Annotated in this window: 13 protein-coding genes and 1 pseudogene; 7 read left to right on the top strand and 7 right to left on the bottom strand. The window is 72.8% G+C overall.

Annotated features, from left to right (window positions below; genetic code table 11):
• Nucleotides 1-35: 35 nt before the first annotated feature.
• From CLT75_RS28940 to CLT75_RS28925, 4 genes are all read right to left on the bottom strand, one after another.
• Nucleotides 36-1379 carry an MFS transporter gene (locus tag CLT75_RS28940; RefSeq protein WP_135243317.1) on the bottom strand — a complete coding sequence of 448 codons (1344 nt, stop codon included), beginning with the start codon at nucleotides 1377-1379 and terminating at the stop codon, nucleotides 36-38.
• Between the two features lie 63 nt (nucleotides 1380-1442).
• Nucleotides 1443-2198, bottom strand: coding sequence for an ABC transporter permease (locus CLT75_RS28935; RefSeq protein ID WP_013284036.1), 756 nt, complete (start codon nucleotides 2196-2198; stop codon nucleotides 1443-1445).
• A gap of 17 nt (nucleotides 2199-2215) precedes the next feature.
• Nucleotides 2216-3175, bottom strand: coding sequence for an ATP-binding cassette domain-containing protein (locus CLT75_RS28930; protein WP_135243316.1), 960 nt, complete (start codon nucleotides 3173-3175; stop codon nucleotides 2216-2218).
• Between the two features lie 127 nt (nucleotides 3176-3302).
• Complete coding sequence (locus tag CLT75_RS28925; RefSeq protein ID WP_135244175.1) at nucleotides 3303-3893, bottom strand: PadR family transcriptional regulator; 591 nt, start codon at nucleotides 3891-3893, stop codon at nucleotides 3303-3305.
• Nucleotides 3894-4025: 132 nt separating this feature from the next.
• Between CLT75_RS28925 and CLT75_RS28920 the strand changes: the two genes are divergently transcribed.
• Together CLT75_RS28920 and CLT75_RS28915 are read left to right on the top strand one after the other, a co-directional pair.
• Nucleotides 4026-5777, top strand: a complete 1752-nt coding sequence (locus CLT75_RS28920; RefSeq protein WP_135243315.1) for an ATP-binding protein — start codon at nucleotides 4026-4028, stop codon at nucleotides 5775-5777.
• Nucleotides 5778-5901: 124 nt separating this feature from the next.
• The gene (locus tag CLT75_RS28915; protein WP_135243314.1) at nucleotides 5902-7341 is read left to right on the top strand and encodes a GuaB1 family IMP dehydrogenase-related protein; all 1440 of its coding nucleotides are present in this window, start codon (nucleotides 5902-5904) and stop codon (nucleotides 7339-7341) included.
• 12 nt (nucleotides 7342-7353) lie between these two features.
• Here CLT75_RS28915 and CLT75_RS28910 read toward each other — a convergent pair whose 3' ends face one another.
• On the bottom strand, nucleotides 7354-7893 hold the full coding sequence (locus tag CLT75_RS28910) for a TetR/AcrR family transcriptional regulator (RefSeq protein WP_135243313.1): 540 nt from the start codon (nucleotides 7891-7893) through the stop codon (nucleotides 7354-7356).
• A gap of 85 nt (nucleotides 7894-7978) precedes the next feature.
• On the opposite strand from CLT75_RS28910, the gene CLT75_RS28905 reads away from it, so the two are divergent.
• The gene (locus CLT75_RS28905; RefSeq protein ID WP_135243312.1) at nucleotides 7979-8422 is read left to right on the top strand and encodes a DoxX family membrane protein; all 444 of its coding nucleotides are present in this window, start codon (nucleotides 7979-7981) and stop codon (nucleotides 8420-8422) included.
• Nucleotides 8423-8492: 70 nt separating this feature from the next.
• Here CLT75_RS28905 and CLT75_RS28900 read toward each other — a convergent pair.
• A pseudogene (locus tag CLT75_RS28900) lies at nucleotides 8493-10114 on the bottom strand (DHA2 family efflux MFS transporter permease subunit).
• Nucleotides 10115-10171: 57 nt separating this feature from the next.
• Here CLT75_RS28900 and CLT75_RS28895 point away from each other — a divergent pair.
• From CLT75_RS28895 to CLT75_RS28880, 4 genes are all read left to right on the top strand, one after another.
• Entirely contained in the window at nucleotides 10172-10687 is a 516-nt protein-coding gene (locus tag CLT75_RS28895; protein ID WP_135243311.1) for a MarR family transcriptional regulator, read from the top strand.
• A 61-nt stretch (nucleotides 10688-10748) separates the two neighbouring features.
• The gene (locus tag CLT75_RS28890) at nucleotides 10749-11267 is read left to right on the top strand and encodes a MarR family winged helix-turn-helix transcriptional regulator (RefSeq protein WP_135243310.1); all 519 of its coding nucleotides are present in this window, start codon (nucleotides 10749-10751) and stop codon (nucleotides 11265-11267) included.
• The gene (locus CLT75_RS28885; protein ID WP_135243309.1) at nucleotides 11261-12994 is read left to right on the top strand and encodes an ABC transporter ATP-binding protein; all 1734 of its coding nucleotides are present in this window, start codon (nucleotides 11261-11263) and stop codon (nucleotides 12992-12994) included. Before CLT75_RS28890 ends, CLT75_RS28885 begins: the two co-directional genes overlap by 7 nt.
• A gap of 58 nt (nucleotides 12995-13052) precedes the next feature.
• On the top strand, nucleotides 13053-15131 hold the full coding sequence (locus CLT75_RS28880; protein ID WP_135243308.1) for an ABC transporter ATP-binding protein: 2079 nt from the start codon (nucleotides 13053-13055) through the stop codon (nucleotides 15129-15131).
• Between the two features lie 70 nt (nucleotides 15132-15201).
• On the opposite strand, the gene thrS is transcribed toward CLT75_RS28880, so the two are convergent.
• Nucleotides 15202-16416, bottom strand: a complete 1215-nt coding sequence (gene thrS, locus CLT75_RS28875) for a threonine--tRNA ligase (RefSeq protein WP_135243307.1) — start codon at nucleotides 16414-16416, stop codon at nucleotides 15202-15204.
• Nucleotides 16417-16520 lie beyond the last annotated feature (104 nt).

Genomic DNA, 16520 nt, shown 5'->3' with positions numbered 1-16520 from the left:
CGCCGGAAGCCGCCACCTCGCCGTAGTGGAGTCGATCAAGCCGCGCGGACCGGCGCGGGCAGGGCACGGCCCAGCCGCACCGTCAGCAGCACCGCGACCGCGATGAACACGGGCAGCAGCAGGAACGCCGGGTGCGGGCCGACCCCGTCGGCCACCCACCCGAGCGCCACCGGCGCGATCCCGAAACCCACACCCATCGAGTACGCGGACCAGCCCGCCGCCTTGTCGGCGGCCGGACCGGCGACGGCCAGCGCGATCGAGATCGCCAACGGGTAGTGCAGCGCGTTGCCGAGCCCGAGCACGACCAGCCCGGTGACCGCGAGCCAACCGACGGTGCTGCCCCAGAACAGCGCGAACCCGGCCATCGAGACGGTGAGCGCGCCGAGCAGCAGCGGCACCGGCGCCCAGCGCAACGCGGCCCGGCCACCGGCGAGCCGGCCGGCGAACATGCCGCAGACGATCGCAGCGACCGCCGCCGACGCCCCGCCCGCGCTCAGCCCGGCATGGGTCCGCAGCACGTCGGCTGTCCACAGCGACAAACAGACCTCGATCGACCCGGTGACGGACATCAAGACCCAGGCGATCCAGTACGCACGCGGCAGCCGCCCCGCCGCACCGGAGCCGGAGGAAACAGGCTCCCCGGAGGCGGGACCGGCCGGAGCCGGGACGGAGTGAGCGGGGACGACGGCACCGGAGGCGGGCACGACGGGAGCGGGCACGACGGCCTCGGAAAGCCCGGGAGCGGGGACGGCGGGCACCCGGGTGGCGGCGGCCACGGGGACGGGTGTGCCGGCAGCCGCGTCAGCGGGGGCGCGTCGCGGCCCGCATACCCGGAAGGTCAGGGCGGCGAGCGCGACCAGCGTGATCAGCCCGACCTCGACGGCCATCAGCGGCCGCCAGCCGAGACCGGCGTCGACGGTGGCGCCGATGGTCAGCGGCGCCAGGATGCCCATGCCGGCGCAGGCCGCGTTGGCCTCGGTGAGCGCGGCCGGGGCGGTGGGGCCGTGCCGGGCGGTGAGCACGACGCTCACGCCGCTGACGACCATCATGCCGAAGGTGGCGATGACCGCGACGGCGGCGAGCGTGGCCGGCAGCGGGCGGAGCAGGCCGAGCGCGGTCACGCCGGCGGCGACGCCGGCGAGGCCGAGCCAGATGGCCGGGCCGCGGCCGAGGCGGCGGGCGGCCGGGGCGAACAGCGCGCCGCCGACGAGCGCGCCCACAGCGATGCCGGTGCTGTGCAGGCCGGCGACGGCGGCGCTGGTGCCCTGTTCGTCGCGGAGCAGGGGGACGACCGGGCCGAACCCGTAGAGGAAGAAGCCCCAGAGACCGAGCTGGGCGTAGGTCAGCCAGGTGATCCGGTCACGGGTGAGGCGGGGCACCGGCCTCACGCTACGCGCGCCCGGCCGGTGCCCCGCCCTTGCTGAGAGGTAGGTCTCCCCTGTTCAGCGGACGCTGCGGGCGAACTGGCGGGCGGCCCAGAAAACGCCTGCGGCGGCGAGTACCGCGATGATGCCGAGGCCCTGCCAGACCCGGTCGTTGCCGAGGTCGCCGTTGAACAGCGCGCGGGTGCCCTCGACCGCCCAGGAGAACGGGTTCCACTTGGCCACGCCCTGGAGCCAGCCGGGGGCGAAGGTGAGCGGCAGCAGGATGCCGGAGAGCAGCAGCACCGGCTGCGCGACGGTGTTCATCAGCGGGGCGAGCGCGTCCTCGCTCTTGACCTTGAGCGCGATGCCGTAGGAGACGGCCGAGGTCATCAGCGCGATGAGGGCGAGCATCAGGTACGCCAGGAGCAGGTTGCCGATGAACACGCGCAGGTCGAACGCGAGCGCCAGCAGCGTGATGATGATCGCCTGCGCGATCAGCGAGACCACGTCGCGCAGCGAGCGGCCGAGCAGCAGGGCGAGCCGGCTGACCGGGGTGACCCGGGAGCGCTCGATCACGCCGGCGCGCAGCTCGGCGATCAGGCCGAAGCCCTGGAACAGGCCGCCGAAGATGGCCAGCAGAACGAGCAGGCCGGGTACGAAGATCTTGTACGCGGCGGCCTGGGTGGGCGCGTTCAGCGCGGGCTTGAGCAGCGGGGCGAACAGGAGCAGGTACATCACCGGCTGGAAGACTCCGACGAAGATCCACACCGGGTTGCGCAGCAGCAGTTGCGTCTGGCGCTGGAAGATCAGCCAGGTGTCGCGGGCGAGTTTCATGACAGCTTCTCCGGGGGTCAGGACTCGCGCAGCGAGCGGCCGGTCTTGGTGAGGAAGACGTCGTCGAGGCTGGGGCGGTGCAGCTCGATCGAGCGCAGGTCCAGCCCGGCGTGGTCGAGACGGCGCAGCACCTGCGGGATGGCGGTGGCGCCCTCGTCGACGTAGAGGCGCAGGCCGCCCTCGTCGACGGTCTCCAGCTTGCTCACGTACGCCTCGGTGTCGAGCAGCTCGGCGGCGCGCGGGGTGCTCGGGGCGTCCAGGCCGACGATCACCACCTCGCCGGAGATCTCCCGCTTCAGCTCGGCCGGTGTGCCCTCGGCGACCACCTCGCCGTGGTCCATGATCGCGATGCGGTCGCAGAGCGCGTCCGCCTCGTCCAGGTAGTGCGTGGTGATGAAGACGGTCATCCCCTCGGTACGCAGCCGGCGGATCTCGTCCCACATGTGGGCGCGGCTCTGCGGGTCGAGGCCGGTGGTCGGCTCGTCCAGGAAGACGATCTTCGGTTCGTGGATGATGCCGAGCGCGATCTCGACGCGCCGGCGCTGGCCGCCGGAGTAGGTCTTGCACTTGCGGTCGGCGTACTCGGTGAGCTGGAAGGCTTCGAGCGCGCGCTCGGCACGGCGGTGCGCCTCGGCCTTGCCGATGCCGTAGAGGCGGGCCTGGAGCACCAGTTCCTCGCGGGCGCTCGACTCGTCCCAGGTGCTGCCGCCCTGGGCCACGTACCCGATCCGGCGGCGCACCTCGGCCGGGTCCTTGCGCAGGTCAGCACCGGCCACTGTGGCCTCGCCGCCGTCCGGCTCGATGAGCGTGGCGAGCATCCGCAGCGTGGTGGTCTTGCCCGCGCCGTTGGGCCCGAGGAAGCCGAAGATCTCCCCCGCTGCGACGTCGAGGTCGACGCCGCGGACCGCGTCCACGGTCTTCGTCTCGCGACCCGCGCGGGAGCGGTACGACTTCCGCAACCCCCTGGTCTCGATCATTTCTGCTCCTGGTCGTCCGGGCGGACCTGACCGGCCGCCGATCGTCCGCGAGGACGCACGAATCCCCCGCGATTCCCGCCGAGGCTAACGCGATATAGCTCTTTTGGTCAACGTTGATTATGTCGTGTCATCGAGACCCGTCGGACCAGCCCGACCAGCCCTCGGCCCGCTCCATCCCATCGGGCAGGTACGACACTCCCGACTCGATCCGCTCCGCGATCCGCTCGCACCATGCCGTCTCCACCTCGGCGCGGGCCAGCCACAGCTCGAACATCCACCCGACGTGCACCGGCTTGCGGGTGCGTACCCAGTCCGAGTCGAGCGAGGCCCGCATCGACTCCACCCCGGCCCGGAGCAGGTTCGCCCGGTTGCGCAGCGCCGCCGCGGCCTCGTCGCGGGGCATCGCCGGCAGGAAGGAGAACGCCGCGACGAACGGGTCAGGTGGCTCCTGGACCTGCCACCACTGCGCCCGCAGCAGCGTCTCGAACTCGTCCTCTCCCTTCGGCGTCACCTCGTACGTGGTGCGCGCCGGACGGGCGCCCACCTGCTCGACCGAGACGGTCCGCAGCAGCCCTTCGTCGGTGAGCTTGCGCAGCGCGTGGTAGATCGAGCCCGGTTGCACGTTCGCCCACTTGTCCGCGCTCCAACTGAGCAGCTCGCGGCGCACGTCGTAGCCGTGCACCGGCTGCATCCACCTGACCAGGCCGAGAATCATCATCCGCGTCGCCGACACGGGACAAGCGTAATAACCAAGTTTGACTACAGTGCCGCATCCCACACTGAGCGATCGTTAGGCCCCGCAGCTCGGCCGCTAAACTCCCGGCAACGACCTCCCGGGAGGAGCCACAAGGTGCGCAAGGTTCTCATCGCCAACCGCGGCGAGATCGCCGTCCGCGTCATCCGCGCCTGCCGCGACGCCGGGCTGGCCAGCGTCGCCGTCTACGCGGACTCCGACCGGGACGCCCTGCACGCCACGCTCGCCGACGAGGCGTACGCGCTCGGCGGTGACACCGCCGCCGACAGCTACCTGCGCATCGACAAGCTGATCGACGTGGCGGCCCGCTCCGGCGCCGACGCGGTGCACCCCGGCTACGGCTTCCTCTCCGAGAACGCCGACTTCGCCCAGGCCGTCATCGACGCCGGGCTGACCTGGATCGGCCCCACCCCGCAGGCGATCCGCGACCTCGGCGACAAGGTGACCGCCCGGCACATCGCGCAGCGCGCGGGCGCGCCGCTGGTGCCCGGCACCCCGGACCCGGTCGCGAACGCCGACGAGGTGATGGCGTTCGCCGTCGACCACGGCCTGCCGGTCGCCATCAAGGCCGCGTTCGGCGGTGGCGGGCGCGGCCTCAAGGTCGCCCGCACCATGGAGGAGATCCCGCACCTGTTCGAGTCGGCCACCCGCGAGGCGGTCGCCGCGTTCGGCCGGGGCGAGTGCTTCGTCGAGCGTTACCTGGACAAGCCGCGCCACGTCGAGGCGCAGGTGCTGGCCGACCAGCACGGCAACGTGATCGTGGTGGGCACCCGGGACTGCTCGCTGCAGCGCCGGCACCAGAAGCTTGTCGAGGAGGCGCCCGCGCCGTTCCTCACCGACGCCCAGCGGGCCCAGATCCACGACAGCGCCAAGGCCATCTGCCGGGAGGCCGGCTACCACGGCGCCGGCACCGTGGAATATCTGGTCGGCGCGGACGGCACGATCTCCTTCCTGGAGGTGAACACCCGGCTCCAGGTCGAGCACCCCGTCACCGAGGAGACCGCCGGCATCGACCTGGTGCGTGAGCAGTTCCGCATCGCCGACGGCGAGAAGCTGCGCTTCACCGAGGACCCGACGCCGCGCGGGCACGCCATCGAGTTCCGGATCAACGGCGAGGACCCGGGCCGCAACTTCCTGCCCGCACCGGGCACCGTCACCGCGCTGCGCCTGCCCTCCGGGCCAGGCGTGCGGGTGGACACCGGCATCTCGGCCGGCGACGTGATCGGCGGCAACTTCGACTCGCTGCTCGCCAAGGTGATCATCGTCGGCGAGACGCGTACCGAGGCGCTGGAGCGGGCCCGCCGGGCGCTCGACGAGATGGTGGTCGAGGGCATGGCGACAGCGCTGCCCTTCCACCGCCTGGTGATCCGCGACGAGGCGTTCACCGCCGAGCCGTTCACGGTGCACACCCGGTGGATCGAGACCGAGTGGGACAACACCGTACCGGCCTTCACCGCCACCGCCGGCGCCGCCGACGAGCCCGCCGAGCGCGAGACCGTCGTGGTCGAGGTGGGCGGCAAGCGGCTGGAGGTCGTCCTCCCCGCCGGGCTCGGCGCCGGTACGGCGGCAGCCGCGCCCGCCGCGAAGAAGCCGGCCCGCCGGGGTGGCGGGGGCAAGGCGGGCGCCGCGGTCAGCGGTGACACGCTCACCTCCCCGATGCAGGGCACGATCGTGAAGATCGCCGTCGCCGACGGCGACGAGGTGGCCGAGGGCGACCTGGTCGTGGTGCTGGAGGCGATGAAGATGGAGCAGCCGCTGCACGCGCACAAGGCCGGCACGGTGAGCGGGCTCGCGGCCGAGGTCGGCGCGGTGATCACGTCCGGCGCCGCGATCTGCACCATCGCCTGAGGCGTAAGGAAGGGCCCCTTCTCAACGCCCGAGGCAGAGAAGGGGCCCTTCTTGACAGCGCGGGGCCGGGTGGTTTGAGCCACCACCGGGGGCGGGAGCGCCGCCGGGCGGGAATGATGGCCGGGTGCGGTTCCTTCACGGCGCGGTCCCCGCGCACGACCTGACCTACAACGACGTCTTCATGGCGCCCAACCGGTCCGAGGTGGGCTCCCGGCTCGACGTCGACCTGGCCACCACCGACGGGACCGGCACCACGATCCCGCTCGTGGTGGCGAACATGACGGCCGTCGCCGGCCGGCGGATGGCCGAGACCGTGGCCCGGCGCGGCGCGGTGGCGGTGATCCCGCAGGACATCCCGATCGAGGTCGTCGCCAACGTGGTCGGCTGGGTCAAGCAGCGGCACCTGGTGCACGACACGGCGATCACGCTCGGCCCGACCGACACCGTCGGCGACGCCATCCACCTGCTGCCGAAGCGCTCGCACGGTGCGGTGGTCGTGGTCGACGCGGACAGTCGGCCGATGGGCGTGGTCACCGAGGCGGACACCGTCGGGGTGGACCGCTTCGCCCAGCTCCGGCACGTCATGTCGACCGAGCTGCACACCGTCGGGGCGGACGCGGACCCGCGTACCGGATTCGACAGGCTGTCGGCGGGCCGGCGGCGGCTCGCGCCGGTGGTGGACGACGACGGCCGCCTGGTCGGCGTGCTGACCCGGCAGGGCGCGCTGCGCGCCACGCTGTACAAGCCGGCCACCGACGACCGGGGGCGGCTGCGCGTCGCCGCCGCCGTGGGCATCAACGGCGACGTCACCGGCAAGGCCGCCGCGCTGCTGGAGGCCGGGGTGGACACGCTCGTCGTGGACACCGCGCACGGGCACCAGGAGCGGATGCTCCAGGCGCTGCGGGCGGTCCGCCGGCTGGACCCGCCGGTGCCGGTGGCGGCCGGGAACGTGGTGACTGCCGACGGCGTACGCGACCTGGTGGACGCGGGCGCGGACATCGTGAAGGTCGGCGTCGGCCCGGGTGCGATGTGCACCACCCGGATGATGACCGGCGTGGGGCGCCCGCAGTTCTCCGCGGTGCTCGACTGCGCGGCGGCGGCCCGCTCGCTGGGGCGGCACGTCTGGGCCGACGGCGGCGTACGCCACCCGCGCGACGTGGCGCTGGCGCTCGCGGCGGGCGCCTCGAACGTGATGATCGGCTCCTGGTTCGCCGGCACCTACGAGTCCCCCGGTGACCTCTACACCGACGCCGACGGGCGGCGCTACAAGGAGAGCTTCGGCATGGCGTCGTCGCGCGCGGTGAGCGCCCGTACGGCCGAGGACAGCGCGTTCGACAGGGCCCGCAAGGCGATCTTCGAGGAGGGCATCTCCTCGGCCCGGATGTATCTGGACCCGAACCGGCCCGGCGTCGAGGACCTGATCGACGAGATCATCTCGGGGGTACGCAGCGCGTTCACGTACGCGGGCGCGCGCAGCCTGGAGGAGTTCCACGAGCGGGCGCTCGTCGGCGTGCAGAGCGCCGCCGGGTACACCGAGGGGATGCCGCTGCCGACGAGCTGGTGACGCCCGGCCGGCTCAGTCGAACAACCTCCTGATCACGGTACGGGCGGCGGCCTCCGGGTCGTCGCCCACCCGTGGCGGCAGCGCGCCGGAGAGCCAGAGCGTGGCGAAGCCGTGCACGATCGACCAGGCGGCGAGCGCGTCGGCGTCCGGCTCCCGCCCGGTGTGCCGGGCCACCCCCTCGCGCAGCACGTCGCCGGAGCGGGCGCGGGCGGCGACCAGTTCCGGATCGTCGGCCCGGTACAGCTCGGGCCGGAACATGACGTCGAAGTGCGCCCGGTGCCGCACCGCGAACCCGACGTAGGCGACACCGGTGTCGAGCAGGGTGTCCCCGGCCTGCCGCAGCGCGTCGGCGAGCAGGTCGAAGCCCTGGGTGGCGAGCGCGGTGAGCAGCCCGGCCTTGTCGCCGAAGTGGTGCGCCGGCGCGGCGTGCGAGACCCCGGCGCGCCGGGCCAGCTCACGCAGGCTCAGCGCGGCCGGTCCGGACTCGGCGATCGCCTCGGCGGCGGTGCTCAGCAGGACGCGGCGGAGGTCGCCGTGGTGGTACGAGGCCATGCCGTCACCCTAACTTGTCATTGACAAGATGGCACCCGTCGACGCAATCTTGTCAGCGACAAGATGTTCGTCGGAGGGATCGACAATGGCACCCCTGATCGCACTCCTCGCCGGCACCGCGCTGGCCCGGATCGCCGGCCTGCTCGGCGTGGACGCCCTGGACGGGTGGCACCCCGCGCTGCGGGTGGGGCTGGCGCTGATGTTCGTGCTGACCGGCGTGGCCCACTTCGCGTCCCGCCGAGCCGACCTGATCGCGATGGTCCCGCCGGCGCTGCCCCGGCCCGATCTCCTGGTCACCGTCACCGGCGTACTGGAACTCGCCGGCGCGCTCGCCCTGCTGTTCCCGGCCACCGCGCGCCCGGCGGCGGCCGGGCTGGCACTGCTGATGCTCGCCATGTTCCCGGCCAACGTGTCGGCCGCACGGCGGCGCCTCACGCTCGCCGGGCGCCCGGTGACGCCGCTCGGCGTCCGTACCGTGCTCCAGGTCGTCTTCGTGGCCGCGGCGCTGGCGGTGGCCCTCGGCGGATGACCCGCCGCCCACCCGGGCCGCCCGGGCCGACCCGGTGGCCCGCCGGGACGAGGGCCGGCGGGACGCCGGCTCAGGCCCGGGCCGGCTCCGTCTCGGCCGGTGGGGAGTCCCCGGTCTCCTCGGCGCGCACCGTCGGCAGGCGCAGGCAGGCGACCAGGCCGATCAGCAGGAATCCGGCGCCCGCGAAGGCGGCGTACCGGGTGGCCTCGGAGAACGCCTGCTTCGCCTCCTCGGCGATCGGCGCGGTACGCGGGTCCGCCTCCAGGCCGCCGATCGCCGCACCGGCGCTCTCCTTGACCGCGCTCACCACCTGGTCCCGCTGGGCGGGGGTGAGTCCGGGCTGGTCGGCCAGGCGGTCGCCGAGGATCCCGCCGAGGCCGGCGAAGAGGACGGTGCCGAGCACCGCGATGCCGAGCGCGGAGCCGACCTGCCGGGCGGTGCTCTGCAGGCCCGAGCCCTGGCCGCTGCGGCGTACCGGCACCTGCGACAGGGAGACGCCGGTGAGCTGGGCGGTGGCCAGGCCGACGCCGACGCCGTACACGAACAGGAAGCCCAGCGGCGCCCACCAGCTGGTGTCCGGCGCGACCACGAACCCGAGCCCGGCCACGCCGACCAGTTCGGCGGCGACGCCGAGCTGGACCACCCGGGCCGCGCCCCAGCGCTGGGTCAGCGGCGCGCCGAGCCGCTGGCCAGGAAGCTGCCGACGGCCAGCGGCAGCAGCGCCAGACCGGTGCGGAAGGCGCTGTAGCCGAGCACGTTCTGGAACCACAGCGGCAGCGCGAACAGCAGGCCGAACTCGCCGAGGCTGACGATCGCGGCGGCCAGGATGCCGTTGCGGAACGAGCCGATGCCGAACAGCGACAGGTCGAGCAGTGCGGGACGGCCGGCCCGGTTGCGGCGTACCTGCTGGGCCAGGAAGATCCCGAGCGCGACGAGGCCGACCAGCGCGGCCACCGGCACCGGCGAGATCGACGCGGTCCAGTCGAGCCCGAACAGGCGCAACGGCCGCTCCCGCTCCCACCAGCCGTAGGTGCGGCCCTCGATCAGCGCGAAGACCACGCCGGTCATGCCGATCACCGAGAGCAGCGCGCCGAGCAGGTCCAGGCCGCGCTCGGCCCGCTCGTCGCGGGACTCGGCCACCAGCACGAGCGTCGCCACGATCACGGCCAGGCTGACCGGGACGTTGATGCCGAAGGCCCACCGCCAGGAGTACGTGGTGGTGAGCCAGCCGCCGAGCAGCGGCCCGAGCGCCGCCGCGCCACCGATGGTGGAGCCCCAGACGGCGAACGCGATGCCCTTCTCCCGGCCGGTGAAGTTGGCGTTGAGCAGGGAGAGCGAGGTGGGCAGCATCATCGCCCCGCCGACGCCCTGGAGCACCCGCGAGGCGATCAGCGTCTCGCCGGAGCCGGCGAGCGCCGCGAGCACGCTGGCGACCACGAACACGGTGACGCCGACCAGGAACATCCGCCGCCGTCCGGACCGGTCGGCGAAGCGGCCGGCGACCAGCAGCAACGCGGCGAAGACCAGGGTGTACGCCTCCTGCACCCACTGCGCGTCGGTGGAGGTGATGTCGAGGTCGCGGATGATCTGCGGCACCGCGACGTTCACGATGGTGGCGTCCACGATGATCATCGCTACGCCGAGGCTGATGGCCAGCAGCCCGAACCAGCGTCCGCGCCCGTCGCCGCGCATGGCGCCCTCCCCCCTTTAGCTAGATTTTCTAGCTACCTGAGATGCTAGCTTTATCCCATGGAGGGGGTGCCGTCAACCGGAGAGTCCGCGCGGGTCGCGCCGCCGAGCAGCGAGGCCTCCCGCGCGCTGCGCGACGTGCTGCGCCTGGCCGGTGACACCCGGGCCGCGCTGGCCCGCCGCCTGGGCCTCAACGCGACCGACGCCGCCGCGATCGACCACCTGGTCTCCAGCCCGGAGCCGCTGGGCCCGGTCGAGCTGGGCAACCGGCTCGGCATCCGGTCCGCCTCGGCGACCACGCTGGTCGACCGGCTCGTGCGGGCCGGTCACGTCGCCCGGACCCCGCACCCGCACGACAGGCGGCGGCTCAGCCTCCAGGTGACCGGGAGCGCCGTCGGCGAGGTGCTGGAGGCGCTGCGGCCGATGCTCGTCGGCGTCGACCGGGCGGTCGCCCGGCTCACCCCCGAGCAGGCCGAGGCCACCACGGCGTTCCTGCGCGAGGTCACCGAAGTGATGCGGGAGTACGTCGCCACCGCCCCGGACGAGCCGCCACGCGCCCGCGCCGACCGCGGCTGAGGAGATTCTCAGAATTAGTTTGGGCCCTGATGGTTCGGGAGCTAATCTGACGCTCGTGAACATGGGCCCGCTCGTCCGCTTCCCCGACGCGTTGCACCACGCGCCACTCGGCCGCCTGATCTCGATCGCCGGCCACGTGGTCGAACAGCACTGGGGGCGGTACCTCGCCGAACACGGGCTCACGTCCGCCGGCATGCGGGTCCTGATGATCCTCCTCCGGGCCGGCGACGTGAGCCACCGGGAAATGGCCGAGCTGTGCTTCGTCCGGCCCGCCACGCTCACCGGCATCGTCGACACCCTCGAACGCGACGGCTTCGTCAGCCGCCGCCGCGACCCGGAGGACCGCCGCACGGTGCGGCTCACGCTGACCGACAAGGGCGGCGAACACGCCCGCGCCATCAGCGACATGATCCACAGCGACCGGCCGCTGACGTCGGTCGACGCCGACCCGGCCAACCGGGCGGTGATCCGCCAGTTCCTGATCGAAATCATCACCGGCATGTCCGACGGGGACCTCCGTCGGTTGAACCGGGACAGCGAGTCCGACACCGAGCCGCCAACGGGGAGCCATCTGTGTTGATCCGCCTGCTCCGCACACATCTGCGCCCGTACCGACGATGGCTGGCCGCCGTGGTGGCGTTCCAGTTCGTCGGCACGATCGCCTCGCTCTACCTGCCCAGCCTGAACGCCGACATCATCGACCGCGGCGTCGCCGTCGGCGACACCGACCAGATCCTGCGTACGGGCGGGTGGATGCTGCTCGTCAGCCTGCTCCAGATCGCCTGCTCCATCGCCGCCGTCTACTTCGGCGCGAAGACCGCGATGGCGTTCGGCCGCGACGTACGCGGCTCGATCTTCCGGCGCGTCAACAGCTTCTCCGCCCGCGAGGTCGCCCGGTTCGGGGCGCCGTCGCTGATCACCCGCAACACCAACGACGTCCAGCAGGTGCAGATGCTGGTGCTGCTGAGCTGCACCATGCTGGTCGCCGCGCCGATCATGAGCGTCGGCGGCGTGGTGATGGCGCTGCGCGAGGATGTCGGGCTCTCCTGGCTGATGCTGGTCTGCGTACCGGTGCTGGCCGTGGCCCTGGGCCTGATCATCCGCCGGATGGTGCCGGGCTTCCGGCTCATGCAGACCCGGATCGACACCGTCAACCGGGTGCTGCGCGAGCAGATCACCGGCATCCGGGTGGTCCGGGCGTTCGTCCGTGAGCCGTACGAGACCGACCGGTTCCGGGTCGCCAACACCGACCTGACCACCACCGCGCTGCGGATCGGGCGGCTCCAGGCGCTGATCTTCCCGATCGTGATGCTGGTGCTGAACGTCTCCAGCGTCGCGGTGCTCTGGTTCGGCGCCGCACGGGTCGACTCCGGTCAGATCCAGGTCGGCGCGCTCACCGCGTTCCTGCAGTACCTGATGCAGATCCTGATGGCGGTCATGATGGCCACCTTCATGCTGATGATGGTGCCCCGGGCCGCCGTCTGCGCCGAGCGCATCGAGGAGGTGCTGGACACCGACTCGTCGGTGGTGCCGGCCACCGACCCGGTCACCGAGGTCACCGGCCGGGGCGAACTGGAACTACGCGGCGCCGGATTCCAGTACCCGGGCGCGAGCGCCCCGGTCCTGCACGACATCTCGTTCCGCGCCGAGCCGGGCCGCACCACCGCGATCATCGGCTCCACCGGCGCCGGCAAGACCACGCTGCTGACGCTCATCCCCCGGCTGGTCGACCCGACCGCCGGCGCCGTCCTGGTCGACGGCGTGGACGTACGGGACCTGGCCCCGGACGAGCTGTGGCGGCGGATCGGGCTGGTGCCCCAGCGGCCGTACCTGTTCACCGGCACCGTCGCCAGCAACCTGCGCTACGGCAACCCGGACGCCACCGACGCGGACCTGTGGGCCGCGCTGGAGATCGCCCAGGCGCGCGACTTCGTCGCCGAGATGTCGGGCGGGCTGGAGGCACCGATCGCACAGGGCGGCACAAACGTCTCCGGCGGCCAGCGGCAACGCCTGGCCATCGCCCGCGCGCTCGTCCGCAAACCGGAGATCTACCTCTTCGACGACTCCTTCTCCGCGCTCGACCTCGGCACGGACGCCCGGCTGCGGGCCGCCCTCAAGCCGGTCACCGCGGACGCGGCGGTGGTGATCGTGGCCCAGCGGGTCTCCACGATCGTCGACGCCGACCAGATCATCGTGCTCGAGGACGGGGGTGTCGTCGGGATGGGACGACATGAGGAACTGCTGGAGAGCTGCCCCACGTACGCCGAGATCGTCGCGTCGCAGCAGACGGCGGAGGTGGCCGCGTGAGCGCGAGGAGTGAGCCGGGGCTGCGAGCCCCGCAGTCGCGAACGAACGGGGGCACAGCGTGAGCGCGCCGACCGGGGGGAACGGCGGGACGCCGCCGGTTCCGCAGCAGAAGAACGAGCCGACGCGGCTGCCTCCGGCCGGCCGGCGCCCCGCTGGCGGCCCGCCGCACATGAGCATGGGCATGCCGGCCGAGAAGGCGATGAACTTCGGGCCGTCGGCCCGCCGGCTGCTGGCGCGGCTGCGGCCGTACCGGCTCCAGCTCACCGGCGTGCTCGCGCTGGCCCTGGCCAGCGTCGGGCTCAGCGTCATCGGGCCGAAGGTGCTCGGCCACGCCACCGACATCATCTTCAGCGGGGTGATCGGGCGGCAGCTTCCGCCCGGCACCACCACCGAGGCGGCGGCGGAGGCGGCCCGCGCCGAGGGCAACGGCAACTTCGCCGACATGCTGGCCCGGATGGACGTGATCCCCGGCGCCGGCATCGACTTCGACGCGCTGGGCCGGGTGCTGGCGTTCGCCGTGGTGCTCTACGTCGGCGCGAGCATGCTCCAGTGGGCGCAGGGCTGGGTCCTCAACGGCGTGGTGCAGCGCACGGTGCTGACGCTGCGCGCCGACGTGGAGGACAAGCTCAACCGGCTGCCGCTGCCCTACTTCGACAAGCAGCCCCGCGGTGAACTGCTCAGCCGGGTCACGAACGACATCGACAACGTGTCGCAGACGCTCCAGCAGACGCTGAGCCAGTTGCTCACGTCGCTGCTCACCGTCGTCGGCGTACTCGCGATGATGTTCTGGATCTCGCCGCTGCTGGCTGTCGTCGCGCTCGTCGCGGTGCCGCTGTCGGTGGTGGTCACCGGTCAGATCGCCAAGCGGTCGCAGGGCAAGTTCATCGCCCAGTGGAAGCACACCGGCGAGCTGAACGGGCAGATCGAGGAGGCGTACACCGGGCACGAGCTGGTGAAGGTCTTCGGCCGGCAGAAGGAGGTCGAGGCCGCCTTCCACGCCAAGAACGAGGAACTGTTCCGGGCCGGATTCGGCGCGCAGTTCGTCTCCGGGCTGATCATGCCGGCGATGTTCTTCATCGGGAACCTCAGCTACGTGGCGATCGCCGTGGTCGGCGGCCTGCGGGTGGCGTCGGGCTCGATGAGCCTCGGTGACGTGCAGGCGTTCATCCAGTACTCGCGGCAGTTCACCCAGCCGCTCACCCAGGTCGCGTCGATGGCCAACCTGCTGCAGTCCGGGGTGGCCTCGGCCGAGCGGGTCTTCGCGGTGCTCGACGCCGACGAGCAGAGCCCCGACCCGGCCGCGCCGGCCCGGATCGCCGACCCGCACGGGCGGGTCGAGTTCGAGCACGTCTCCTTCCGGTACGACCCGGAGAAGCCGCTCATCGACGACCTGTCGCTGGTCGCCGAGCCGGGGCACACGGTCGCCATCGTCGGTCCCACCGGCGCCGGCAAGACCACGCTGGTCAACCTGGTCATGCGGTTCTACGAGCTGGACGCCGGGCGGATCACGCTGGACGGCGTGGACATCGCCACGATGCGCCGCGACGACCTGCGCGGCCGGATCGGCATGGTGCTCCAGGACACCTGGCTGTTCGGCGGGACCATCCGGGACAACATCGCCTACGGCCGGCCGGACGCCACCGAGGAGGAGATCCTCGCCGCCGCCCGGGCGACGTTCGTGGACCGGTTCGTCCGCAGCCTGCCGGACGGCTACGACACGGTGATCGACGAGGAGGGCAGCAACGTCAGCGCCGGGGAGAAGCAGCTCATCACCATCGCGCGGGCGTTCCTGGCCGAGCCGTCGCTGCTGATCCTGGACGAGGCGACCAGCTCGGTGGACACCCGGACCGAGGTGCTGCTCCAGCGCGCCATGGCGGCGCTGCGCTCGGACCGGACGAGCTTCGTCATCGCGCACCGGCTCTCCACGATCCGCGACGCCGACCTGATCCTGATGATGGAGCAGGGCCGGATCGTCGAGCAGGGCACCCACGACCAGCTCGTCGCCGCCGGTGGCGCGTACGCCCGGCTCTACCGGGCGCAGTTCAGCGGCGCGGTCATCGAAGACGAGGTGCCGGCGCCCGCCCCGGCCGGCCCGCCGGGGATGCGGGCCGGCGCCGGCACGCCGGTCGGGAACTGACGTGGACCCGGCCACAGGTCCGGCACCGGTCCCCGTCCGGGTGCATCACCGGCACCCGGACGGGCCGGGGTCAGGCCGGGAGCAGCGCCGCCGACCGGCTCGCGACCACCGCGCCGATCAGGCCCAGCGCCTGCCTGGCGGGCATCGGGTCGAGCACCCGGCCGTCGCGCAGGCGCAGCGAGACCGAACCGTCGGCCGCCTCCCGGGCGCCGAGAACCCCGGTGTACGGGACGCGGCGGCGGGACGCGTCCCGGATCCGGGCACCCAGCGAACCGGCGTGGTCCACCTCGACCCGCAGCCCGGCCGCCTCGGCCCGGCGGGCCAGCCCGACGGCCGCGTCGGCCTGCGCCGCGTCGACCGGGAGCAGCAGCAACTGCACCGGGGCGTACCAGGCCGGGAACGCGCCCTCGTGCACCTCGATCAGGTACGCGAACAGCCGCTCCATGCTGCCGACGAGGCTGCGGTGCACCATCACCGGCCGTTTCCGGCGGCCGTCCGAGTCGGTGTACGACAGGTCGAACCGCTCCGGCTTGTCGAAGTCGAGCTGGACGGTGGAGATGGTCGACTCCCGGCCGGCCGCGTCCACGATCTGAATGTCGATCTTCGGGCCGTAGAACGCGGCCTCCCCCGGCGCCTCGACGACGTCCACCCCGTCGAGCGCGGCGCGGAGCAGGTCCTCGGCCCGCGCCCAGCCGGCGTCGTCGCCCACGTACCGCTGGTCCGGCCCGCGCAGCGACAACCGCAACCCGGCGGGACGGACGCCGAGCGCGGCGTGCGCCTCGCCGATCAGCCGCAGGATCTCGCGGACCTCGTCACCGACCTGCTCCAGGGCGCAGAAGTTGTGCGCGTCGTTGAGCGAGATGGCCCGCACCCGGGACAGCCCGCCGAGCACCCCGGAACGCTCCGCCCGGTACATGCCGCCCAGCTCGGCGACCCGCAGCGGCAGCTCGCGGTAGGACCGGCCGCGGGCGCGGAACACCAGCGCGTGGTGCGGGCAGAGCGCCGGGCGCAGCACGAACTCGTCGTCGGCGCTCAGCCGCATCGGCGGGAACATGTCGTCGGCGAAGTAGCCCAGGTGCCCGGACAGCTCGAACAGCTCCCGCTTACCGAGCGGCGGCGAGTAGACGTGCTGGTAGCCGGCCCGGCGCTCCAACTCCCGGACGTACTCCTCGACGGCGTGCCGGGCGGCGGCGCCGGCCGGCAGCCAGATCGGCAGCCCGGCGCCCGCGAGCGGGTCGGAGACGAACAGCTCCAGGTCCCGGCCGAGCCTGCGGTGGTCGATCATGTCGCTCTCCTTGATCGGGTACGACCCGGAGGCGAGCAGGCCCGGTACGCCGCGAGGCCCCGGAGCGGATCGCCCCGGGGCCTCGTCGACGGAAACGTCAGTGC

The organism is Micromonospora sp. CNZ285 (genome assembly GCF_004637285.1).
This window is presented reverse-complemented; position numbering and strand designations above follow the sequence as displayed.

Bases quoted from the DNA above. Each gene is read 5' to 3' on its own strand.
- CLT75_RS28930 (WP_135243316.1), bottom strand. From the start codon at position 3,175: ATGATCGAGACCAGGGGGTTGCGGAAGTCGTACCGCTCCCGCGCGGGT.
- CLT75_RS28925 (WP_135244175.1), bottom strand. From the start codon at position 3,893: ATGATGATTCTCGGCCTGGTCAGGTGGATGCAGCCGGTGCACGGCTAC.
- CLT75_RS28935 (WP_013284036.1), bottom strand. From the start codon at position 2,198: ATGAAACTCGCCCGCGACACCTGGCTGATCTTCCAGCGCCAGACGCAA.
- CLT75_RS28910 (WP_135243313.1), bottom strand. From the start codon at position 7,893: ATGGCCTCGTACCACCACGGCGACCTCCGCCGCGTCCTGCTGAGCACC.
- CLT75_RS28895 (WP_135243311.1), top strand. From the start codon at position 10,172: ATGGAGGGGGTGCCGTCAACCGGAGAGTCCGCGCGGGTCGCGCCGCCG.
- CLT75_RS28890 (WP_135243310.1), top strand. From the start codon at position 10,749: ATGGGCCCGCTCGTCCGCTTCCCCGACGCGTTGCACCACGCGCCACTC.
- CLT75_RS28905 (WP_135243312.1), top strand. From the start codon at position 7,979: ATGGCACCCCTGATCGCACTCCTCGCCGGCACCGCGCTGGCCCGGATC.
- thrS (WP_135243307.1), bottom strand. From the start codon at position 16,416: ATGATCGACCACCGCAGGCTCGGCCGGGACCTGGAGCTGTTCGTCTCC.